Here is a 23,223-nt window from a genome sequence, read left to right on the forward strand (position 1 = left end):
TTCTTGTGTTGACACCACTCACGCACTCATCCCATCCCCCATCGATGCCGATAGTGTGCGGAGCAGAAGCGGGCACCCAGCATGTCAGTACGTTTACACAGTCAACGCAATCATGGTGTTGTGCACAGCGCTTCATGTAAGCTGGCTGGGCGCCGGCTGCCCGTCTGCCGCGCACGACGCAACGAGACACGTGAGGCAGGGGAGCGCCAGTGGGTCTGGGGACGGTCGCAAACAGGTTCCGCATCGTGGGGCCCGTCGGACGCGGCAACATGGGGGAAGTCCATCGGGCCGCCGACCTCGAAGCCCCGGAGGGCTCACCGGACCGGGAAGTCGCCCTGAAGACGATCCTGCGCAGCCGCACCGGCATCGCGATCGACGCGTCCGGGGGCAACAAGGACGTCGAGCGCTTCCGCCGCGAGGTGGACATCATGCGCCGCCTCTCCCCCCGCCACCCCAACCTGACCCGGCTCATCGCCGGCGGCGTCGACACCCCGGCCGACGGCAGCAGCCTGCCGTACCTGGTCATGGAACTGCTCGACGGGAGCCCGCTCGGCGACCTGATCGATGAAGAGCCCCAGCTCCCGGTCTCCTGGGCCACCGCCATCGCGGCGCAGATCGCGGCCGGCCTCGCCTCGGCGCACGCGGCCGGTGTCATCCACCGGGACCTCAAGCCGGCCAACGTGATGCTCACCCACGACGGCACGGTCAAGATCCTCGACTTCGGCATGGGCCGGATCGTCAACGACTCCGACCAGACCCGGCTCACCAGCACCGGAGTGGGCGTCGGTACCGCCCGCTACATGGCCCCGGAGCAGTTCCGGGCCGAACAGGTGACCGCCCCCGCCGACCTGTACGCGCTGGGCTGCATCCTGTATGAGCTGCTGATCGGCAAGCCGCCCTTCGGCGCGAAGACGCCCTTCGACCTCTCCCAACAGCACCAGCACGACACGCCGCCGTCCCTCACCGTCATCCGCCCGGACCTGCCGTCCGAGCTGGTCCGCCTCGTCACCCGGCTGCTGGAGAAGGACCAGGCCAACCGCCCGGAGAATGCCACCCGGGTCCGCGAGGCCCTGGTCCCGCTCGCCCTGGCGCCCGACGAGACCGCAACCCTTCTCGCCCCGCACTGGACGGCGATGGACCCGGTCGAGCGCCTGCGCGCCGAGTTCCCCGAGCCCGCGCCGGCCGCCCCCGTGCCGGTGCCACGCCCGCCGCGCCGCCTCCCGGACGCTATGGACGTGTTCGGCATCCACCGGACCTTGATCGACGAGTATGAGCGCTTCACCAAGGGCGCCGCGATCGTCCGGGACGGCCGGATCGCCGGCTTCATCGAGGACGACCTGGCCGACAAGTCTCAGTGGCCCAACCCGTGGCTCTCCCTCAACCCCTTCTTCGCGGACGGGGGCCAGGTCACCGACCTGGTCCGGGACACCGTGCTCGACCCGAAGTGCGCCGAGATCTTCCAGGCCGGGAAGAAGAAGACCTCCACGCGCCCCGACGGTCGGCCACTCACCTTCCACCGCCACCAGCGTGAGGCCGTCGAGGCCGCGCAGGCCGGCGACTCCTACGTGCTCACCACCGGCACCGGCTCCGGAAAGTCACTCTCCTACATCGTCCCGATCGTCGACCGGGTATTGAAGGAGCGCGCGACCGAGCGGCCGGGCACGCCCAAGCGGGTGCGCGCGATCGTGGTCTACCCGATGAACGCGCTCGCCAACTCCCAGCGCCAGGAGCTGAAGAAGTACCTCCGGTACGGATTCGGCAAGGGCGATGAACCGGTCACCTTCGCCCGCTACACCGGGCAGGAGAGCGACGAACAGCGCCGCGAGCTGCGCAAGAACCCCCCGGACATCCTGCTCACCAACTACGTGATGCTGGAGCTGATGCTCACCCGGCCCGACGACCGGAAGAGCCTGATCCGCATGGCCGAGGGCCTGCAGTTCCTGGTCTTCGACGAACTGCACACCTACCGCGGCCGGCAAGGTGCCGACGTCGCCCTGCTGATCCGCCGGGTCCGCGAGGCCTGCCGGGCCGCAGACACCCTCCAGTGCATCGGCACGTCCGCGACCATGTCGACAGAGGGCAGCTGGGAGGACCAGCAGCGGGAGGTCGCCAAGGTCGCCGGCCGGCTCTTCGGCACGACCGTGCTGCCGCGGCGCGTGATCGGCGAGACACTCGTCCGTGCCACTGGGGAGCCGCCCGCGACCGTCCCGGCCGAGCGGCTGCGGGCCGTCGCCGCACCACGCGGGTACGAGGCGCTGACCAAGGACCCGCTGGCCCGCTGGATCGAGTCCAGGTTCGGGCTGGAGCGCGAGGAGGGGACCGGTCGGCTCCGTCGCCGCCCCCCGGGCAAGATCGAGGAAGCCGCCGCAGAACTCGCCGCCGAGTCCGGAATCCCGGCGGAGACCGTCCAGGAGGCGATCAGGGCGACGTTGGAGGCCGGCTCACAGGCGAAGCACCCGGTGACCGAGCGGCCGCTGTTCGCGTTTCGGCTGCACCAGTTCCTCTCCAAGGGCGACACGGTCTACACCACCCTGGAGGACCCGCTCACCCGCCCGCTGACCCGCACCTACCAGCTGGAGCAGCCTGCCGGCACCGGCAGCCCGGGCAGGCCGCTCTTCCCCCTGGCGTTCTGCCGCGAGTGCGGCCAGGAGTACGTCACCGTGTGGCGCACCACCGAGGACGGCACCGTCCGCTACGAGCCCCGGCGCGACACCTCCGCCTCCGGCGGGCGCGCGGGCGAGGGGTACCTCTACATCGGTGTGCCGGGCGAGGACTACGAGTGGCCGGCCGACCCGCAGCGGGCGGTCGACGACCGCCGGCTCCCCGAGTCGTGGCTGGAGACGGACGCCAACGGCGCCACCGTGGTGAAGAAGTCCTACCGGCCGCGGGTGCCGCAGCGCGTCGTCGTCGACCCGCACGGCGGCGAGTCGGGCGAGGGGCTGGTCGCCGCATTCGTGCCCGCTCCCTTCCTGTTCTGCCTGCACTGCCAGATCTCCTACGAACAGACCCGTGGCCGGGACTTCGCCAAGCTGGCGACCCTCGACCAGGAGGGCCGCTCCTCGGCGACCTCCGTGATCTCCGCATCGATCGTGAAGTCGCTGCGCGCCGTGCCCGAGGAGGTGCTGTCCGCCGAGGCCCGCAAGCTGCTCACCTTCGTCGACAACCGGCAGGACGCCTCCCTCCAGGCCGGCCACTTCAACGACTTCGCCCAGGTCACGCAGCTGCGCGGGGCCCTGTACCGGGCTGCGCTGCAGGCCGGGGACGAAGGCCTGCACCACGACGACCTGGCGCAGGCGGTCACCGACGTCATGGGCCTCGCACCGCGCGAGTACACCGGCAATCCGACCATGGCGCCCGGGCTGGAGCGACGGGCCGGCAAGACGTTCCGCGACGTCGTCGGTTACCGCCTCTACCGCGACCTGGAGCGGGGCTGGCGCATCACCATGCCCAACCTGGAGCAGACCGGCCTGCTGCGCATCGACTACGAGGACCTGGACTGGCTCGCCGAGCAGCAGAAGCACTGGAACAGGGCGCACGAAGCCCTGCGCGAGGCCGAGCCGGCGCTGCGCAGCGAGGTGGCCCGGGCCCTGCTCGACTACCTGCGCCGCGGTCTCGCCATCGACGTCCAGTACTTCCGCGACGACTTCGACAGCCTGCAGCGGGCCAGCGAGGAGCGGCTGACCGGCCCGTGGGTGCTGGCGGAGAGCGACAAGCCCGGGATCGGCACCGCCTACCCCACCGCGTCCAAGCCGGGCATGGAACGCACCGCACTGTTCCTGTCCGCACGCGGCAAGTTCGGGAAGTACCTCAAGCGCACGGCGCCGGCCTTCCGCGCCCTCGACCTGACCGAGCTGCAGACCGTCATCAAGGACCTGCTGACGGTCCTGTGCGAGCTCGGCCTCGTGAACGAGGTCGAGGTGGTCCCCGAGACCTCCGGGCCGGTGTTCCGCCGCCGCACCGCCGAGAAGCGGACCGGCTACCGGGTTTCCGCGGCCACACTGATCTGGCGTGCGGGAACCGGCGAGACCGGAGCCATCGACCCGCTGACCCGCACCTACAACAGCGGCGAGGGCCCGCGCGTCAACCCCTTCTTCCGCCGCCTCTACCAGGACGCGGCGGCCGGCCTCGCCGGGTTGTTCGCCCGCGAGCACACCGCGCAGGTCACCCCGGAGGAACGCGAGCAGCGCGAGAAGGAGTTCCGCACCGCCGCCCTGCCGCTGCTCTACTGCTCCCCGACGATGGAGCTGGGTGTGGACATCTCCTCGCTCAACGCCGTCATGATGCGCAACGTGCCGCCGACTCCCGCCAACTACGCCCAGCGCTCCGGCCGGGCCGGTCGGTCCGGCCAGCCCGCACTGGTCACCACCTACTGCGCGACGGGGAACAGCCACGACCAGTACTACTTCCGCAACTCGCAGGCGATGGTCGCCGGACAAGTCGCCCCGCCGCGCCTCGACCTGGCCAACGAGGACCTGGTCCGGTCTCATCTGCAGGGCATCTGGTTGGCCGAAACAGCCATGCGCCTGGGCCGTGCCGTCCCCGAGGTGATCGACGTCGCCTACGATCCGGCCGGGGAGGAGCGACCCGACCCCGAGATGCCGCTGCCGCTGCGCCCCGACATCCGCGACCAGTCCCTCGACGAGGGCGCCCGACTCCGGGCCGTCGTGGCGGCCCGGACAGTGCTCGCGCCGCTCGTCGCCGACTTCGCGAACACCACCTGGTGGTACGAGACCTGGATCGAGGACCAGGTCACGAAGGCCCCGGACACCTTCAACGAGGCATTCGAACGGTGGCGGGAGCTGTTCCGTGCCGCCGTGCTCGACCAGTACGAGCAGAACCGGCGGGTCGTCGACACCAGCCTGAGCAACGGCGAACAAGCTCGCGCCCGTTCGCGTCGGCGCGAGGCCGAGACACAGCGGGACCTGCTGCTGAACCGCTCCACCGACGCCAAGTCGGTCATGAGCGACTTCAACCCCTACCGGTATCTTGCGTCCGAGGGATTCCTGCCCGGCTACAGCTTCCCCCGCCTGCCGCTGGCCGCCTACATCCCGCGTCCCGGCAGCCGCCGCAACAGCGACGGCGACTACCTCCAGCGCCCCCGGTTCCTCGCGATCCGCGAGTTCGGCCCCGGCGCGCTGATCTACCACGAGGGCGCCCGCTACCAGGTCACCCGGATCCAGCTCCCGCCGGATGCCTCCGGCGACCTGCCGACGGCCGAGTCCAGGCGCTGCGGCGACTGCGGCTACCACCACGAGGTACAGGTCGGTACCAACCGCTGCGAGATGTGCAAGGAGCCGCTCCCCGCCAAGCGCAGCAACCTGTTGCAGCTGCACACCGTCTACACCACCCCCCGCGAGCGGATCTCCTCCGACGAGGAGGAGCGGCGCCGGGCCGGCTTCCGCCTGGAGACGTCCTACGCGTTCCAGGACCACGGAATCCGCAAGGGCCGCCTCACCTCGCACGTCACCGACGCCGCCGGTGCCCCGGTACTCGCCCTGGACTACGGCGACTCCGCCACCGTCCGCATCACCAACCTGGGGCGGGTCCGCGACAAGGAGAACGAACCGGACGGCTACTGGCTCGACCTCGGCGACGGCCGCTGGCTGAACGACAAGGCAGCATCAGAGGCCATCGAGGGCACCGGCATGCCGGTCGCCGACGAGGACGGCAACGAGAAGCGCCGCAAGAAGCGCGTCCTGCCGTACGTCCAGGACCGGCGCAACATCCTCGTCGTCACCCTCGACGAGGCCCTGCCCGAACCGATCGCGCTGTCGTTCATGTACGCGCTGGAGCGGGGCATCGAGGCCGCCTTCGAGCTGGAGGACGCTGAGCTGACCGCCGAACTCCTGCCCCCGGACGACGGCCCGCGCCGCCGGATCCTCTTCACCGAGGCCGCGGAGGGCGGCGCCGGCGTGCTGCGCCGCCTCCAGCACGACCGGCACGCGCTCGCCAAGGCCGCCAGCACCGCCCTGGACATCTGCCACTTCGACGAACACGGAGTCGACCAGGGCGGTCCGGACGAGGACCGGGAGTGCGCGCGCGGCTGCTACGAGTGCCTCCTGACCTACGGCAACCAGACCCATCACCGGAAGCTCAGCCGCCACGCGGCTGGTCCGCTGCTGCTGCGACTCACGTCCGCCGAGACCGAGCGGACCGCTCGCGGGGAGTCGCGCACCGAGCAGTTCCTCCGGCTGGCGGCCGAACGGCCGGCCGCCGGAACGGGCGACGGGACCGAGTCTTCGGTGACCGGGACAGCGCCGGAGACCGTCACACCGCTGGAGTCGGACCTCGCCGAGCTGGTAGCGGCCGGTGATCTCCTCGGTTGGCTCAAGGCCAAGGGACACCGGCTGCCGGACGAGGTGTCCGCCTTCGTCCCGGAGGCCGCGGCCGTGCCGGACCTGATCTTCCGGGTCGACGGAGGCAACGTGGCCGTGTTCGTCGACAGCCCGGCTCACGGCGACGATGCCAGCCGCGACGACGAGGCGGTGGACCGTCTCGAGATGATGGGCTGGGACGTCCTGCGATTCCCGGCGGGAACGGACTGGGATGCCATCGTCGAAAAGAACGCCGGCTACTTCCGCACCCGCTGAACCCCCTGCCGGCGACCCCGGCGTCGAAGACACTGGTCGAAGACACCTAAGGAACCGAGAGACTTCATGAGCCCCACGTACACGGCCGGCTCGCTGGTGACCGCCCGCGGCCGGGAATGGGTGGTGTTGCCCGACAGCGCCGCCGATCTGCTGGTGCTGCGCCCGCTAGGCGGCAGCAACGACGACATCGCCGCCGTCTTCCCGGCCTTCGAGGACGTCGAACAGGCCAAGTTCGCCGATCCCCGCCCGGACGACCTGGGCGACCAGTTCGCCGCCGGGCTGCTGCGCACCGCGCTGCGCATCGGCTTCCGGTCGGGCGCCGGTCCGTTCCGCTCGCTGGCCTCCATCGCCGTCGAGCCGCGCGCCTACCAGCTGGTGCCGCTGCTCATGGCGCTGCGCCAGCGCACCGTCCGGCTGCTGGTCTCGGACGACGTCGGTATCGGCAAGACCATCGAGGCCGGCCTCATTGCCAAGGAGCTGCTGGAGCAGGGCGAGGCGAGCCGGCTGGCCGTACTGTGCTCCCCGGCGCTGGCCGAGCAGTGGCAGGGCGAGCTGCGGGAGAAGTTCGGCATCGACGCCGAGCTGGTGCTCTCCTCCACCGTCTCACGCCTGGAGCGCGAGCTGGAGCTCGGCCAGTCGCTCTTCAAGAAGCACAAGCACACGATCATCTCGACCGACTTCATCAAGTCCACCCGCCACCGCGAGGACTTCATCAAGAACTGCCCCGACCTGGTCATCGTCGACGAGGCGCACACCTGTGTCGCCGCCGATGACGCCCAGACCGGTACCAAGTCCGGCGCCAACCAGCTCCGTTACGAGCTTCTCAAGCGCGTGGCCATCGACCCCGAACGGCACCTGCTGCTGCTCACCGCGACCCCGCACTCCGGCAAGGAGTCCGCCTTCCGCAACCTGCTGGGCCTGGTCAAGCCCGAGCTGGCGAACCTGAACCTGGAGACCCCGACCGGCCGGGCCCGCCTCGCCGAGCACTTCATCGCCCGCAAGCGCGCGGACGTCCGCAGCTACCTCACCAAGGAGGACGGCCTCGCGGACGACTCGCTCGCCGAGCGCACCGCCTTCCCCTCCGACCGGTGGACGAAGGACGAGCCCTACAAGCTCGCCCCGGGCTACCGGGCCCTGCTCGACGACGCCATCGCCTACGCGGGCGACCGGGTCCGGGCCGCCGGCGACGAGGGCAAGCGGGAGGCACGGATCGCCTGGTGGTCGGTGATCGCGCTGCTGCGCTCGATGGTCTCCTCGCCCCGGGCCGCCGCCCAGACCCTGCGGACCCGCTCGGCCTCCGCCGTCGCCCGCACCCCCCAGGAGGCGGACGCACTGGGCGCGCCGCTGACCAGCGACGCCGCGGACAGCGACACCCTCGAAGGCCTGGACGTCGCCCCCGGCGCCGGCGAGACCGAGAACGCCGGCTCCCGCCTGAAGGAGCTGGCCGAACGGGCGAAGGCCCTGGAGGGCACGCAGCACGACGCGAAGCTGAAGGCCCTGGTCAAGCACCTCAAGTCGCTCCTCGCGGACGGCTACCACCCGATCGTCTTCTGCCGCTACATCCCGACCGCCGAATACCTCGCCGAGGAACTGGCCGGGGCGCTCGGCCGCAAGGCCAAGGTCGCCGCCGTCACCGGCACCATCTCCCCGCAGCAGCGGCTGGAGCGCATCGAGGAACTCGCCGCCCAGGACGCCGACGACCCGGCCACCCGCCGCGTGCTGATCGCCACCGACTGCCTCTCCGAAGGCGTCAACCTGCAGCACCACTTCGACGCCGTCGTCCACTACGACCTGGCCTGGAACCCGACCCGCCACGACCAGCGCGAAGGCCGGGTCGACCGGTACGGGCAGAAGCGCGACCAGGTCCGCGTCGTCACCATGTTCGGCGAGGACAACGGCATCGACGGCAAGGTGCTGGAGGTGCTGTTCGCCAAGCACCGGCAGATCCAGAAGGACCTCGGCATCTCCGTGTCCGTGCCCGACGAGACCGCCTCCGCCGTCACGGACGCCATCGTCGAGTGGCTGCTGCTGCACGGCCGGCAGGGCGTACAGGACAGTCTGTTCGACCTGCCCAGCGCCCAGCAGTCCTTCGACCAGGCGGAACGGGAGTGGAACTCGGCCGCCGAGCGGGAGCGGACCTCCCGCTCCAAGTACGCCCAGCGGTCCATCCACCCCGAGGAGGTCGCCCGCGAGGTGGCCGCCGTGCGGGCGGCGCTGGGCGGCGCGGAGGAGGTGCGCGACTTCACCCTGGCCGCCTTGCACGGGCTGGAGGCGCTGGTCCGCGACCCGCGGGACGGATCGGGTGACTTCACGGCACAGGTCGGCGGCACCCCGGCGGGACTGCGCGACGCGCTGGCCGCCACCCTCGGCGGCCGCATCGTCGAGGAGGACCGCCAGATCCCGTTCCGCTCCGACCCGGCGATCGCCCGGGGCGAGGCCGCCCTCGTCCGCACCGACCCGGCGGTGGGTGCGGTCGCCTCGTACGTGCTCGACTCCGCCCTCGACGCGAACACCCCCGGGCCGCGCCCGGCCCGCCGGTGCGGCGTGCTCACCACGGACGCGGTGAGCGTCCGCACGACGCTGCTGCTCGTCCGGTACCGCTTCCACCTCACCCTGCCCTCACGCACCGGCGAGAAGCAGCTGGTCGCCGAGGACGCGCGGCTGCTCGCCTTCGAGGGCATGCCGGCCCGGGCCCGCTGGCTCGACGACGAGGCCGCGGCCGAGCTGCTGGCGGCGCGCGCCTCGGACAACACCAACCCGCAGCTGGCCCGCAACCAGATCGTCCGGACCCTGGACGGCAAGGACGAGCTGACGGACCACCTGAAGGAGTACGGCAAGCGCCTCGCCGCCGAACTCGATGCCTCGCACCGGCGGGTCCGCAAGGCCGGCGACGAGATCGTCCGCGGGCTGAAGGTCGTCCCGCAGGAGGACGCCGACATCCTCGGCGCGTACGTCTACCTGCCCGCCACTCCGGCGTCCGCCGCCGTCCCGTCCGCTGGAGCCATCGCCTGATGTCCGCCGCCACCCGCACCGCCCAGGTCTTCACCGCCGTCACCACCGTCGGCGGGCTGCTGCCCACCGACATGCTGCTGCGCATCGCCGAGGCCCGGAACCTGCCGGGCACCAAGCCCGCCGACTACGGGCTGCCCGCCTCGGTGCCTGTACGGGACGAGGCCGAGCGGGCCTGGGAGTACCTGAAGCCGCTCTGGCGGGAGCTGCGTGCTGCCCTGCCGTCGGACCCGGTCACGGGCGCACCGGCCGCTGACCCGACGGGGCGGGCCGGGGCCGACTGGCTGACGCAGCTGTTCCGCAAGCTCGACTTCGGCGCGCTCGCACCGGTGGGCGCGGAGGGCATCGCGGCCGACGCCGACCCCGGCCACCGGTTCCCGGTCAGCCACCGCCACGGGCCGGCGCTGATCCACCAGATCCCGTGGAACCAGGAGTTGGACAAGCGAGCCGCGGCCGGACAGATGCCGCCGCAGTCGATGCTCCAGGACTGCCTCAACCGCGTTGAGGCCCACCAGTGGGCCCTGCTCACCAACGGCCGCCGCCTCCGGCTGCTGCGCGACTCGTCGTCCTTCGCCACGGCTGCGTACGTCGAGTTCGACCTCGAAGCGCTCTTCGACGGCGAGCTGTTCAGCGAGTTCGTGCTGCTGTACTGCGTGCTGCATGCCTCCCGGTTCACGGTGGCGGAGGGCTCCCCTGCATCCGCCTGCTGGCTGGAGAAGTGGCGCGCGGAGGCTGTCAGCTCGGGTGCTCGCGCGCTCGACCAGCTGCGCCTCGGCGTGCAGAACGCGCTCACCGTCCTGGGCACTGGCTTCCTGCGCCACCCGGACAACGGCGCGCTACGCGAGAACGTCCGCCCAAAGGCACTGCAGGCGGCGCTGCTCCGGCTCGTCTATCGGCTGCTGTTCGTCTTCGTTGCAGAGGATCGCGACGCTCTGGTTCACCCTGATGCGACCGAGCAGCAGCGCGGGACGTATGAGAAGTACTTCTCCTCGGCACGGTTGCGCGCCCAGGCCCGTCGGCGTCAGGGCACCGCGCACGGCGATCTGTATGAGGCGCTGCGGATCGTCCTCAACGCGCTCGGCGAGCCGGACGGTAGGCCCGAGCTCGGGCTGCCCGGGCTCGGCGGCCTCTTCTCCCACAAGGACGCCGACGCGCCGCTCGCCGGGCTGAAGCTCTCCAACGAGGCCTTGCTCACGGCGGTGCGCCACCTCGCCCAGGTGCGGGACCCCAGTGCCCGGCGGTGGCGAGCGGTCGACTACCGGCACCTGGACGCGGAGGAGTTGGGGTCGGTCTACGAGTCGCTGCTGGAGCTGGAGCCGAAGCACTCGGCAACAGACCGCAGCTTCGAGCTGGTCGAGGTAGCGGGTAACAGTCGGAAGACGACGGGGAGTTACTACACCCCTTCATCTCTCATCGAGTGCCTCCTCGACACCACACTCGACCCGGTGATAGACGACGCCGTGAAGCGCGGTGAGCAGCGCGCAGCGAAGGAGAAGCAGCCGGATGCGACTGAGAGCATCATCGCGGAGCTGCTGGCCCTGACGGTCTGCGACCCCGCATGCGGTTCCGGGCACTTCCTCGTCGCGGCGGCGCGGCGGATCGCCAAGCGGGTCGCAGCGGTCCGCGAGCACAACCCCGAGCCGACGGCGGACGCCATGCGGCACGCGCTGCACGAGGTGATCGCACGCTGCATCTACGGCGTCGACCTCAACCCGATGGCCGTCGAACTGACCAAGGTGTCGTTGTGGCTGGAGGCGCTTGAGCCCGGCAAGCCGCTCGGCTTCCTCGACGCGCACGTGAAGCACGGCAACGGCCTGATCGGCGCCACACCCAAGCTGCTGGCCGGCGGCATCCCCGAGGACGCGTTCAAGGCGATCGAGGGTGACGACAAGAAGTACGCGACTGGCCTCATCAAGCGCAACAAGGCCCAGCGCGGAGGGGCGGACGAACTCAGCTTCGACACGGACACCCTTCCCGGTAACGACGGGTACGCCGCCGAACTCGCCCGCATCACGGCCGCCCGCGCGGATATCCTCTCCGATGTACGCGCCCAGGAAGACGCCTATCGCGAGTACACCGAGACCTCGGCCTACATCCACGACCTGCACGCTGCCGACGCCTGGTGCGCCGCGTTCGTCTGGCCCAAGCACGTCGGTGCGCCCGACGCCCCTACCGATCAGCTCTTCCGCGCCCTTCGCAGCCGCAACCAGTCGGCCGTCTCGGACACCACACACGCGAAGATCCTCCAGCTCCGCAACCAGTATCACTTCTTCCACTGGCACCTGGAGTTCCCGACTGTCTTCTCCGTACCCGAGTCCGGCGCGGGAGTCCAGCCGGACACGGGTTGGGCCGGCGGCTTCGACGCAGTGGTCGGCAACCCGCCATGGGAGCGCGTTAAGCTCCAGGAACAGGAGTTCTTCGCCCAGCGCGACCCCTCGATCGCCAACGCCAAGAACGCGGCCGCCCGCAAGAGCCTGATCGTCTCCCTGCGCGACGACCCCGACCGCAGCCACCTCTACACCGAGTTCGAGGATGCCAAGCGGCGGGCGGAAGGCGAGAGTCACTTCCTGCGAACCAGCAACCGGTTCCCGCTCACGGGCCGAGGCGACATCAACACCTATGCGGTGTTCACGGAGACCGACCGCATACTGACCGGCTCCCGGGGACGCACGGGTGTAATCGTCCCTTCGGGCATCGCCACGGACGCGACGACGCAGTACTTCTTCAAGGACCTGGTAACGCAGGGACGTCTGGCCGCACTTTACGACTTCGAGAACGAGGACAAGATCTTCCCCGAGGTCCACAACCAGCTGCGCTTCTGCCTCTTCATGCTGCGCAGCCAGGGCGACCTGGATACCCCGGCCCAGATCGTCTTCAAGGTCCGCCAGCCCGAGGAGATTCCCGAGCGTCGCTATCAGCTGACGGCAGCCGATATTCTCCGTATGAATCCCAACACGGGAACCTGCCCGACGTTCAGCAGCCGTCGCGACGCGGAGATCGCCCTCGACATCTACCGTCGCATCCCAGTTCTCATCCACGAGGGCCGCGAAGACGGGAACCCTTGGGAAATCTCATTCATGACCATGTTTCACATGTCGAATGACTCGCATCTCTTTCGACCCAGCGCCGAATCAGGGGAGACCTACGATGATCTCCTAAAGGACGGATGGGAACGGAAGGGCAACGTGCTGGCGCGTGGTGACCAACGATTGCTTCCGCTGTACGAGGCAAAGATGCTCCATCATTACGACCATCGCTTCTCCACCTATGAGAACGCCACTGAGAAGCAGCTCAACAAGGGCACCTTGCCGCGATTCACCGTCGAGCAGCATCAGGACGCATCCGCCGTTCCAATGCCGCGGTACTGGGTTCCTGAGCAGGATGTACCGACAGGCCGCTACGACAAGAACGGCAAGGAGATTATGGAAGCAGGCGTTGCCGCACGTCTAGCGGCCAGGAGTTGGGACCGAGGCTGGCTACTCGGCTGGCGGGACATCTGCCGAGCAAGCGACGAGCGAACGATGATCACGGCCGTTGCTCCGGCCAACGGCTTCGGACACCCCTTTCCTCTCGCCCTGCCGGCCCTGCCGAGCAACACACCACTCCTCGCCGCGGCAATGTCCTCACTGGCCTGCGACTACGCAGTCCGGCAGAAGATCGGGGGCACCCACCTCACCTACACCTACGTCGAACAGACCCCGATCCCAGGGCCGACCGAGCTGGCCCTCCACGCAGCGGCCATCATTCCCAGGCTTCTTGAACTCACTTACACTGCAGATGACATGGCATCATTCGCCGCCGACATCGGCGACATTGGCACGCCATTCCGCTGGGATCCCGAGCGCCGGGCGGTGATCCGCGCCGAGCTGGACGCGTTGTTCTTCCGCCTCTACGGAATCTCGCGCGACGACACCGCGTACATCCTGGACACCTTCAACGTCACCCGCGACAACGACCTCAAGGCGCACGGTACCTACCGCACCAAGGAGCTCATCCTCGCCGAGTACGACCGGATGGCCGCTGCCGGGCTGACCCTGGAGAACCCGCTGACCGAGGGTGAGTCCGGAACCTTCAGGTCCACGCTCAACCCTCCGCCGGGGCAGGGGCCCCGCCACCCTGCCGCTGACGCGTAGTCGCGAGCGGCTCTGCCCGCCTGGTGCTGTGCGCCAGGCGGGCAGGTGCGCCTCATCTACGCAGCCGGGACGCCCCGCAGGAGCATGGGCAGGTGGGCGCCTCGGCCGAGGGCCGCGAACGCCTGTTCCGCCCGGCGGTGCTGGTCGGCCTCCATCGCGTCGGCGAGTTCGGCGCGGTGGGCCCAGCGGAGTTCGACGATCTCCGCGGGCGGGCGGTGGCGTCTCACGATCTCCTCCTGAGTCGGCATGAGTCGGCCGCCCCAGTAGACGAGGTTCATCCCCTCGGGCAGAAGTTGCATGGCCACGTAGTCCACGGCCAGGACACGGGCGAGCGGCAGGGCGAGGCCCGTTTCGGTCTCGATGTGCCGCCGGGCGGCGAGGTGCGGGAGTTCGTTGCGTTCGGCACTGCCGCCGGGGAGCAGCAGGCCTTCCTTGTAGGTGGTGCCGATCAGGAGCACGGCACCGTCCCGGTTGAGGATGAGGGCCTGGTGGCCGAGGCGGCGACCCGGCGGGTCGGTCAGGATCCTGGGCAGCGAGAACATCGCGGTGTCTCCATGAGGGTTGAGTGGCGCACAGCTTGCGGTGAGGAACAGGGGGTCAGGCGTCGCCGCCCCGGCGACGGAGCCACGCCGCCGAGACCGGCAGCGCGCCGATCACTCCGGCCGAGAAGACGAGGCCGACGACCAGGAGCCACGGAGCGATGGGGCCGCTCCGGATCGGCCAGCCGACAACGAGGGCGGCGAACGCACTGAGCGCCACGACGACGCCGTACAACAGCAGCGCCATGACCCCGAGTCGGGGCTTCACGCGACCTCTCCTACCGAGCCCACTGAACGCGGCCGGCTCAGGTGCTGCACGGCGACGAAGCGGGGAGTGTCCAATCGCTGAACGTTCTCGGGTCTCGTGGTCCACTCGCAGCCACCGCGCTCGGAGCGGAGGTAGTAGAGGCCGGCCAGGCAGTCCATGTAGACGCCCTCAACCAGCCCACCGCTGGTCCTCCCTTTGGCCAAGTCGCGCACAATCTCGCCGATTTGGGGCTGGCAGGTGGGGGCCGACTTCTTTCGAGGCATGACGGCCGCTCCCTTCTGTAGTCGATTCACTACCCGGGGCGACCAACTCTGACGTAGAGTCGGGACAGTCTTCAACGTGTCAGGCTTGCTCGAAGAGTAAGGACGCTGGTCCGTGAACAAGGTTGAGCTGAACCCCGACTCGTCGCCTGCAGCAGCATTCGGAGCCTTCCTCCGCAGCTCACGCGAGGCCCGGGGGTGGACTCAGGACGAACTCTCGAACGCCACGGGCTACTCAGCCACACACGTGTCTGCCGTGGAAACTGGCCGACGCCCCCCAACCCGTCGCTTGGCACTCCAACTTGACATGGCCTTCGGCACTGACGGCGTATTCAAGCGCCATGCCGGCGACGTGAAGTACACGGCTTTGCTGGAAGGATTCCCGGAGTACGTTGCTCATGAGCGCCGCGCCGTCGAGCTCAGGCTCTTCGACCTCGGCATCATTCCCGGCCTGCTTCAGACCAACGAGTACGCATCAGCTATTGCCGCGGGGGCAGTACGCCGAGGGAGTATCACGCCGGAGCAAGCCGACGAGCGCGTGAAGGTTCTTGCCAGCCGGCAGGCACAGCTGCGCCGCGAGCCTCCGCCGCTGATCCACGTGGTCATGGACGAGAGCTGCCTCCGCAGGCCGGTCGGAGGCCCGTCGGTCATGGCTGCACAGTTGGACCGGTTGGTCACTTTCGCCGAACTGCCGCACACCGTAGTTCAGGTGGCGCCGTATGCCATAGGCGAAGATCGGGCATTCGACCTGCCAGTGAACGTGTTGACGCTTCCCAACAGAACCCTGATGTCCTACGCAGAGTCCGCTCAGCAGGGGCACCTGGAGCGAGACAGCGACTCCGTCCTCCCCATGTTGACGGCCTACTATCAGCTGCAGGCCCTCGCACTCTCCCAGGCCGAGTCTGTGGCTGTGATCCGCCGGCTCAGGAAGGAACTACCGTGACCGCCGAACCCCAGTGGTTCAAGTCCTCGCACAGCAGCAACGGCGGCAACTGCATCGAGGCCGCACGGAACCTTGTCGCCGACGGCATCGTCCCCGTCCGCGACTCCAAGGACCCGCAGGGCCCCGCCCTCGTCTTCCCGGCCACCTCGTTCGCGGCCTTCGTGGCCGCCGTCCAGGCCGGCGAGTTCGGCGAGGTCTGACCACCCGAACGAAGAAGCCCCTGCTCGATCGAGCAGGGGCTTCTTGCTACTCGGAGGACAGGCCCGGCGGGCACGAGTAATTCACAGCACAGCCCCGAGCAGCTTGTTAACATTGCCAACAGAGTTCACTGCTACTGTTGTTAACAGCTCGCCACCCGACCAGCGATCGGCGGTTCCCGTGTACACCCAGCTCCCCCTCCCCTTCGCTCCGGCCGCTCTCCCCGAGACCAGGCCGACGACCGTCTACCTGCTCCAGGGTGTCGGCTCGTCGCCCGCCGAACTGCGTACGGCCCTCCGTTCCGACTACGAGAAGCAGCAGGGGTTCCAGGTCAAGACCGTCAACATCGCCGGCATCCCCGGCGTCGCGTCGTACGGCGTGATCGGCGTAGGGAGGAAGCCGCCCTGGCAGGGAGATCTGGTCCGGCTCGTCAGCGAGCCCGTCGACCTCACGAACCACCTCGCGGCGGCTGCCGTCCTCCTGCCCGTGGACGACCGGGTCTTCGCGGTCTGCTTCGGCTCCGGCCACCTCCTGCTGGAGTCCCTCTTCATCACGCCGTCCTTCGGCCTGGACTTCGCGCTCCGCACGGTCGACCCCGGCACCGTCAGCGAGCTGACGCACACCCGGATGGACTCCCGCGCGTACACAGACCGCAGCTCCACCGCGCGCGGACAGCACATCCGGACCTTCGACCTGGACGAGTACGGCGAGATCTGCACCCGCGTCGTCGGCCGGGCCATGGAGATCGGCCTCAGCGCCGAGCTGAACCCCCGGATCAGGAAGGCCCGCCCGCGTGTCCTCGGATCCGACTCCCTGAACGTGCGCCTCGCGCTCGAAGGTCCGCACCTCGTCTCCGACCTGCGGGCGATCGGCGCCCAGCTCGACCGGGAGCCCGACTCCGGATTCGAGCGGATCTCCTACGTCCGCCACCTCGCCCGGACCGATCCCCGCATCGCGGTCCTCGACACACAGCTCGCCGAAGCCCTGCACAGCAGCGCGGGCTCGGGGCGGGTCGCTTTCGCTACCCCGTCCGCGTTGCTCGACGTCATGGCGGAGAGCCAGTCGGCACGTGTCTCCCCCCGTCGCGGTAGGAAGCCCTTCCTCGCCGAGGAGGTGACACTCGACAGTCTCCAGGGCCTCCTGGACGCACTCCCGGCCGAGGAGCGTCTGGATGCCCTGAAGAGGGTCGGGATCCAGCTGATGACCGACATTGACGGTGGCGTGCCCATCGGGCCGGCCACAGACGCGCTGAAGTGGATCTCGGCGGAGTTCGCCCTGGGCAACAGCACCTTCGTCCGCCACCAGAACAGGTGGTACGAGATCGGCGCGAACCACGTGGAGTACGTCGACACCGAGGTGCGCAAGCTGTTCGCGGCTTCGCCGGACTACGGCCTCCCCGCGTGGCCGACGCAGGACGAGGCCCTGGCAGAGGGGCTCAAGAACACCCACGAGAACAGCTACAACCGGCTGGCGGCCCGTGCCCTTGAATGGGCGTTCCTGGACGGGGGCCTGATCCAGTGCAAGCTGCATCCCCACGGCTTCGAGGCCGCCGACCTGATCGCACCTGACGGCACCCTCGTGCACGTCAAGCGGGCCAAGGACTCGGGCCCGCTCAGCCACCTGTTCGTCCAGGGCCACGTGTCGGCCGACGCCCTGCACGCCGAGAGTGACGCGAACGAGGCCTTGGTCACGGCCGTGCGGAAGCGGTTCCCCACCTTCCCCGAGGGCCGCTTCGAGCCGCGCCGGGTGGTCTTCGCCATCGCCCTGAAGACGGGCGCCGCGCTCACCCCCGACTCCCTGTTCACCGTGTCCAAGATCTCGCTGCTTCACACCGCGCGCGCACTGCAGAACCTGGGCATCGAGGTCCACGTCCAGGGGATCGACTACCGGGCCCACGCCGGACTGATCATCGACTGACATCATCGATTGACACAGTCAACACGTAGGCTGTGACCCGCCATCAGGTAGACGCAGGAGAGGCCCGCCATGTCCCACCCGGATCACCCCGAGTTCCGCATCAAGCTGCCTGGTGTGGACCTCGTCGCCCGCGGGCGGCTGCTCGACGAGATCGGCAACAACGGCTCGCCCAAGTTCCTGCTGTTGGAGGGGTCGTCGGCGGCGGTGACCGACTGGCCCAAGCTGGGCGACTACGGCCGCCGGCTGCGTGCCGGCCTGCGGGCCGACTGGTCGCTCGTGGACGACCGCCCGGGCTACTGGGTGGCGAACCGCGACATCGAGTGCAACTCGCCCTCGGCCGCCGCCACCGTCGTACTCGGCTACAACGCCGGCGGGCCCGAGACCTGGCGGACCGCCGAGGGCCACCCCCTCTCCGACTACCTGCCCGGCAGCTGGCGCATCCCGCACAAGGCGTGGCTGGTGCGCGGCTCCAACGTCTCCGGCCACAACCTGGTGCGGCGGCTCTGGCTCGCCGACGGGATCGTCTCGCTCTCCGGCGCCCACCTGCCGCCGCTCGACGAGTCGGACCCGACCAAGAGCGCCCTGCGCAACTACGTCGAGGAGGGCTACGAGGGCTCCGCCACGTACAACCAGAAGCACGGCCTGGTCGACGACATGCACGCGTTCCTGACCCAGATGCGGGCCGGCGACACCGTCGTCACGCTCGCCGACGGCCTGCTCCATCTCGGGGAGATCGACGGCCCGGCCGAGCAGACCGACTCCCCGGGCGGCCTGTCCAACCTGCGGCGAAAGGCCGTCTGGCAGCCGGAGGGCCTTCCGTACGAGGACCTTCCGGAGGAGGTGCAGCAGAAGCTCTCCGTCCAGCACGACGTCGTCGACCTGACCCCGATCGCCGATGTCCTCGCCCGGCTCGTCACTCCGGTGGCCGTCTCGACGGCGACCGCGCACCCGCCGGTGGAGGAGGCGAAGGAGCTGTCACTGCCACCGGTCCACGACTCCCTCGCCGAGGAGCTTCTCGTCGACGGCACCCACTGGCTGGAGGAGGTCCGCGAACTGCTCTGGGAGGAAAGGCAGCTGGTGTTCTACGGACCGCCCGGCACCGGCAAGACCTATCTGGCCATCAAGCTGGCCGAGCACTTCGGCGGCGGGCCGGAGCAGGTGAAGCTCGTGCAGTTCCACCCGTCCTACGCCTACGAGGACTTTTTCGAGGGGTTCCGCCCGGTCGAGGACCCGGAGACGCACGAGGTCGCCTTCCGGCTCACCGCCGGTCCGCTGCGTGAACTCGCCGACCTCGCCTCGCGCGAGGGAAACCGGCACGTACCGCACTTCCTGATCATCGACGAGATCAACCGCGCCAACCTGGCCAAGGTCTTCGGCGAGCTCTACTTCCTGCTGGAATACCGCAGGAAGTCCGTCCGGCTCACCTACTCCGGCGACGACTTCGCCCTCCCGCCGAACCTCTTCGTCATCGGCACCATGAACACCGCCGACCGCTCCATCGCGCTCGTCGACGCCGCCATGCGCCGCCGCTTCGCCTTCGTCGAACTGTCCCCGCGGATAGAGCCCACCGCCGGGCTGCTCGCCCGCTGGTCGGAGCGTGAACAGGCGGGACCGGAGCCGGCCCGGCTCCTCAACGCCCTCAACGAGCGGATCGGCGACCCGGACTTCGCCATCGGTCCCTCGTACCTGATGAAGCCGGGAATCCAGGAGGACGCACGGCTGCGGCGCGTCTGGCGGACGAAGATCCTGCCGTTGTTGGAGGAGCACCACTACGGGGAGGGCGAGGACATCGAGGCCCGCTACGGTCTCGACGCCCTGCGGAAGTCCCTGCCGTGAACCTCCGAGACGACTCCGCCGGCCAGGACGCCGCGGACATCTCCGTCCGCGAGTACGCGCCCGCCCGCTCCGTCCCGCTGGATGACGCCGCCGGACGAGCCCTGGCCGCCTCGGGCGTCCTGGAGAGCGCCGTGCCGGACCCGTACCGCACGGGCCACTGGCTGCTCCGGGCCGGGAGCCTGGTCGGCGCGGTCAGGGTCCCCGTTCCGGGAACCGGACGGTCGCTCACGGTCCGGATAGCGCCCAAGACGCCGGTGCGCCGCCTGTTCTTCCTGCTCGGCTTCAGCCTCGACCCGGCGCAGGCCTGGCGGCGCGGGCGGGACGGCACGGTGGACTCGGGGGCGTACGACGACGTGGTGCCCGCCCTCGCGCACGCGGTGGAACGGCAGCTCGACGCGGCGCTGCGGCAGGGCGTCCTCCAGGGCTACCGGCAGGTGGAGGAGTCCGCGCTGGTCGTGCGCGGCCGGATCCGCGAAGCGGAGCAGATCCGCCGGCACTTCGGCCGCACCCCGCCCGTCGAGATCGCCTACGACGCCTACACGGCGGACATTCCGGAGAACCGGATCCTCCGGGCCGCCGCCGAGACCCTGCTGCGGCTGCCGGGCGTACCGGGCCCGGTACGGCGACGGCTGGCGCACCATCGGGTCCGCCTGGTCGACGCGGAGCCGTTGGTACGCGGGCACGCACTGCCGGCTTGGCAGCCGTCCCGCCTGAACGCCCGCTACCAGCCGGCGCTCCGGCTGGCCGAGGTGATCCTGGCCGGTTCCTCACCCGAGCACCGGCCCGGCGAACTCCGCCTGGACGGCTTCCTGTTCGACATGAACGTCCTATTCGAGGACTTCGTCACCGGTGCGCTGCGCGAGGCCGCCCGCGAACACGGACTCACCGGCCGCCTCCAGGACCGGCACCACCTGGACACCGCCCGCCGCATCCGGATGCGCCCCGACCTCGTCATCCACGCCGCCGACGGACGGACACCGGTCGCCGTCGTCGACGCCAAGTACAAGACGGAGAAGTCCGGCGTCTACCCGAACGCGGACCTGTACCAGATGCTCGCGTACTGCACGGCCCTTGGGCTGACCGAGGGCCACCTGGTCTACGCGGCGGGACGGGAGGAGGCACGGGTTCACGAGGTGCGCGGCGCCGAAGGCCTGGGTGGACGGGGTATCAGGCTGCACCAGCATGCCCTCGACCTGGACACCGGGCCAGCTGAACTCCTCACGGTCTTCCGCGGTCTCGCGGCGCTGGTGGCCGGCACCGACAGCCGTCCGGGATCATGACCGGACGACCCGTGCAGACCCCCGTCCGGCACACTCGCGGCGGTTCCGCGCGCGCCACCCCGACCATCACCGGGACAGGAGAGGAACCATGCCCCGACTCGCTTTCGCCCACAGCTTCTGGGACGGCTACGACACCCTGGAGAAGCCGGTCCGCGCAGGGGTGCGCAAGGCCATGGCGAAGTTCCAGGCCCTCAGCGCCGCCGAGCTGAACGCCGACAAGGGCCTCCACCTGGAGTCGGTGGAGAAGTCCCGTGACCCGCGGATGCGGACCATCCGCATCACCGACTTCTGGCGCGGCGTCGTCCTCGCCCCGGACGACGGCAGCGACGTCTTCCTGCTGGTCAACGTCCTCCCCCACGACGACGCGTACTCCTGGGCCACCAAGCGCCTCTACAGCGCCAACACCGCCACCCGCGCCCTGGAGGTCCGCAACGCGGTCGCCATCGACCAGCTGACGCCGATGTACGAACAGGCCGCGCGTCAGGCGCCGCGACTGCTCTTCGAGAAGGTCTCCGACAGGACACTTCGCGACCTCGGCATCGACGATCAGGTCCTGCGCGCGGTGCGCTCGATCGCCGACAAGGCACAGCTGGAGGCGTTCGCCACGCTGTTCCCGGAGGACCAGCTGGAGGTGCTGCAGTACCTTGCGGAGGGCTTCACCCCGGAGGACGTCTACCGCGACGTCGTCGCCGCACGACGCCCGGGCGACGCACCGGCCGAGCCGGTCGAGGACCTGGCCACCGTCATCGCGAACACCTCCGGGCGAATCCGGCTCGTCACCGGTCCGGAAGAGTTGGAGGAGGTGCTGGAGAAGCCGTTCGCCGCTTGGCGGATCTTCCTCCACCCGTCGCAGCGCCGGGTCGCCTACCGCACCTCCTACAACGGCCCGGTCCAGGTCACCGGCGGGCCCGGCACGGGAAAGACGGTCGCCGCGCTGCATCGCGTCAAGCACCTGCTCAGCCGCTCCGAGGACGGCCGGATCCTGCTGACCACCTACACCAACGCCCTCGCCGCCGGTCTGCGGGAGAACCTGGGCCTCCTCCTCGACGGTGACGAGGAGGAACTCGCGCGGGTCGACATCATGACGGTCGACGCCTACGCCAACGGGATCGTGCGCCGCCACGACCCTCGGGTTCCGCAACCGCTCGGCGACCGCGAACAGCGGCAGCTGTGGAGCCAGATCGTCAAGCGGCTCAGCCTGCCGTTCACCGAGCAGTTCCTCGCCCAGGAGTACCGGCACATCGTCCTCGGCCAGGACCGGCGCGACCTGGACTCGTACCTCGCCACCACCCGCAACGGGCGGGGGACACCGCTCGGCGCCGGTCGGCGCAAGCTGCTCTGGGAGGGCGTCGAGCTCTTCGAGCGAACCCTGCGCGACCGCGGCGAGACCACCCATCTGCGCGTCTGTGCCCGGGCCGCCGACCTGCTCCGCGACCACGGCCCGACCCACCGGCACGTCGTCGTCGACGAGGCCCAGGACCTTCACCCGGCGCAGTGGCGGGTGCTCCGCGCCGCCGTCACAGCCGGGGCCGACGACCTGTTCCTCACCGGCGATCCGCACCAACGGATCTACGACTCGCGCGTCACGCTGGGATCCCTCGGCATCCGGACAACCGGCCGCAGCTTCAGGCTGCGCGTCAACTACCGCTCCACTGAGGAGATCCTGACCTGGTCGGCGCGCCTGTTGGCGCCGGTCAGCGTCGAATCCCTGGAGGGAGAGGGCAGCGACTCGCTGGCGGGCTACCGCTCGCTCCTGCACGGACGCCGCCCGCAGACGTACGGATTCGCCACCCGGCAGGAGGAAGTCGCGGCACTCGTCGTGCAGGTCCAGCAGTGGATCATCGACGGAATGGACCCCTCGGAGATCGGCGTCTGCGCCCGCTTCAACCTGACCCTCGACAACGCGGTGGAGAAGCTCGAAGCGGCAGGGGTACCGGTCATCCGCGTCAAGGGGCAGCGCGCGACCGGCACACCCGGCGTACGGCTGGCGACGATGCACGCGATGAAGGGGCTGGAGTTCCGGGCCGTCGCCGTCCTCGGCGCGTCGGCCGAGGCGGTCCCCTTCGCCCGGGAGATCACCCCGGCCGACATCGACCCGCTGCAGCACGAGTCCGACCTGCTGCGCGAGCGCTGCCTGCTGTTCGTCGCCTGCACCCGGGCCCGCGAGGCACTGCGGGTCACCTGGAGTGGACAGCCGAGCGAGTTCCTCTCCCCGGCCGAGACCTCGCCCAGTGGCTGACCGGCCGAGCG

At 69.8% G+C, this 23,223-nt stretch carries 11 protein-coding genes; 9 read left to right on the forward strand and 2 right to left on the reverse strand.

The window, feature by feature from the left end; genetic code table 11:
* The first annotated feature begins 209 nt into the window (after window positions 1–209).
* The 3 genes from ACIQTO_RS32310 (at window position 210) to ACIQTO_RS32320 (ending at window position 13,732) form a co-directional block, all read left to right on the forward strand.
* Entirely contained in the window at window positions 210–6,590 is a 6,381-nt protein-coding gene (locus ACIQTO_RS32310; RefSeq protein WP_402395638.1) for a protein kinase, read from the forward strand.
* A 66-nt stretch (window positions 6,591–6,656) separates the two neighbouring features.
* Window positions 6,657–9,602, forward strand: a complete 2,946-nt coding sequence (locus ACIQTO_RS32315) for a DEAD/DEAH box helicase (protein WP_402395640.1) — start codon at window positions 6,657–6,659, stop codon at window positions 9,600–9,602.
* Window positions 9,602–13,732, forward strand: a complete 4,131-nt coding sequence (locus ACIQTO_RS32320) for an Eco57I restriction-modification methylase domain-containing protein (RefSeq protein WP_402395643.1) — start codon at window positions 9,602–9,604, stop codon at window positions 13,730–13,732. The genes ACIQTO_RS32315 and ACIQTO_RS32320 overlap by 1 nt, the downstream gene beginning before the upstream one ends.
* Before the next feature lie 56 nt (window positions 13,733–13,788).
* On the opposite strand, the gene ACIQTO_RS32325 is transcribed toward ACIQTO_RS32320, so the two are convergent.
* Window positions 13,789–14,274 carry an NUDIX domain-containing protein gene (locus tag ACIQTO_RS32325; RefSeq protein WP_402395646.1) on the reverse strand — a complete coding sequence of 162 codons (486 nt, stop codon included), beginning with the start codon at window positions 14,272–14,274 and terminating at the stop codon, window positions 13,789–13,791.
* A gap of 55 nt (window positions 14,275–14,329) precedes the next feature.
* On the reverse strand, window positions 14,330–14,539 hold the full coding sequence (locus tag ACIQTO_RS32330) for a hypothetical protein (RefSeq protein WP_402395648.1): 210 nt from the start codon (window positions 14,537–14,539) through the stop codon (window positions 14,330–14,332).
* 375 nt (window positions 14,540–14,914) lie between these two features.
* Here ACIQTO_RS32330 and ACIQTO_RS32335 point away from each other — a divergent pair, with 375 nt between their 5' ends.
* The 6 genes from ACIQTO_RS32335 to ACIQTO_RS32360 all read left to right on the forward strand — a co-directional run bounded on the left by ACIQTO_RS32335 (window position 14,915) and on the right by ACIQTO_RS32360 (window position 23,212).
* Window positions 14,915–15,742 (forward strand): Scr1 family TA system antitoxin-like transcriptional regulator, encoded by an 828-nt coding sequence (locus ACIQTO_RS32335; RefSeq protein WP_402395650.1) that lies wholly within the window; start codon window positions 14,915–14,917, stop codon window positions 15,740–15,742.
* Window positions 15,739–15,942, forward strand: a complete 204-nt coding sequence (locus ACIQTO_RS32340; RefSeq protein ID WP_402395652.1) for a DUF397 domain-containing protein — start codon at window positions 15,739–15,741, stop codon at window positions 15,940–15,942. The genes ACIQTO_RS32335 and ACIQTO_RS32340 overlap by 4 nt, the downstream gene beginning before the upstream one ends.
* Window positions 15,943–16,120: 178 nt before the next feature.
* The gene (locus tag ACIQTO_RS32345; RefSeq protein WP_402395655.1) at window positions 16,121–17,857 is read left to right on the forward strand and encodes a DUF6119 family protein; all 1,737 of its coding nucleotides are present in this window, start codon (window positions 16,121–16,123) and stop codon (window positions 17,855–17,857) included.
* Window positions 17,858–17,926: 69 nt separating this feature from the next.
* Window positions 17,927–19,693, forward strand: coding sequence for a DUF4357 domain-containing protein (locus ACIQTO_RS32350; protein ID WP_402395658.1), 1,767 nt, complete (start codon window positions 17,927–17,929; stop codon window positions 19,691–19,693).
* Entirely contained in the window at window positions 19,690–20,973 is a 1,284-nt protein-coding gene (locus tag ACIQTO_RS32355) for an McrC family protein (RefSeq protein ID WP_402395661.1), read from the forward strand. The genes ACIQTO_RS32350 and ACIQTO_RS32355 overlap by 4 nt, the downstream gene beginning before the upstream one ends.
* Window positions 20,974–21,061: 88 nt before the next feature.
* Complete coding sequence (locus ACIQTO_RS32360; RefSeq protein ID WP_402395664.1) at window positions 21,062–23,212, forward strand: UvrD-helicase domain-containing protein; 2,151 nt, start codon at window positions 21,062–21,064, stop codon at window positions 23,210–23,212.
* Window positions 23,213–23,223: the final 11 nt, after the last annotated feature.

This window comes from Kitasatospora sp. NPDC091207 (assembly GCF_044768625.1).
Classification (GTDB): Bacteria; Actinomycetota; Actinomycetes; order Streptomycetales; family Streptomycetaceae; genus Kitasatospora.

What these genes read in the sequence shown, in the direction of transcription:
- ACIQTO_RS32315 (WP_402395640.1), top strand. Translation starts at nt 6,657, where the DNA reads ATGAGCCCCACGTACACGGCCGGCTCGCTGGTGACCGCCCGCGGCCGG.
- ACIQTO_RS32320 (WP_402395643.1), top strand. Translation starts at nt 9,602, where the DNA reads ATGTCCGCCGCCACCCGCACCGCCCAGGTCTTCACCGCCGTCACCACC.
- ACIQTO_RS32360 (WP_402395664.1), top strand. Translation starts at nt 21,062, where the DNA reads ATGCCCCGACTCGCTTTCGCCCACAGCTTCTGGGACGGCTACGACACC.
- ACIQTO_RS32350 (WP_402395658.1), top strand. Translation starts at nt 17,927, where the DNA reads ATGTCCCACCCGGATCACCCCGAGTTCCGCATCAAGCTGCCTGGTGTG.
- ACIQTO_RS32325 (WP_402395646.1), bottom strand. Translation starts at nt 14,274, where the DNA reads ATGTTCTCGCTGCCCAGGATCCTGACCGACCCGCCGGGTCGCCGCCTC.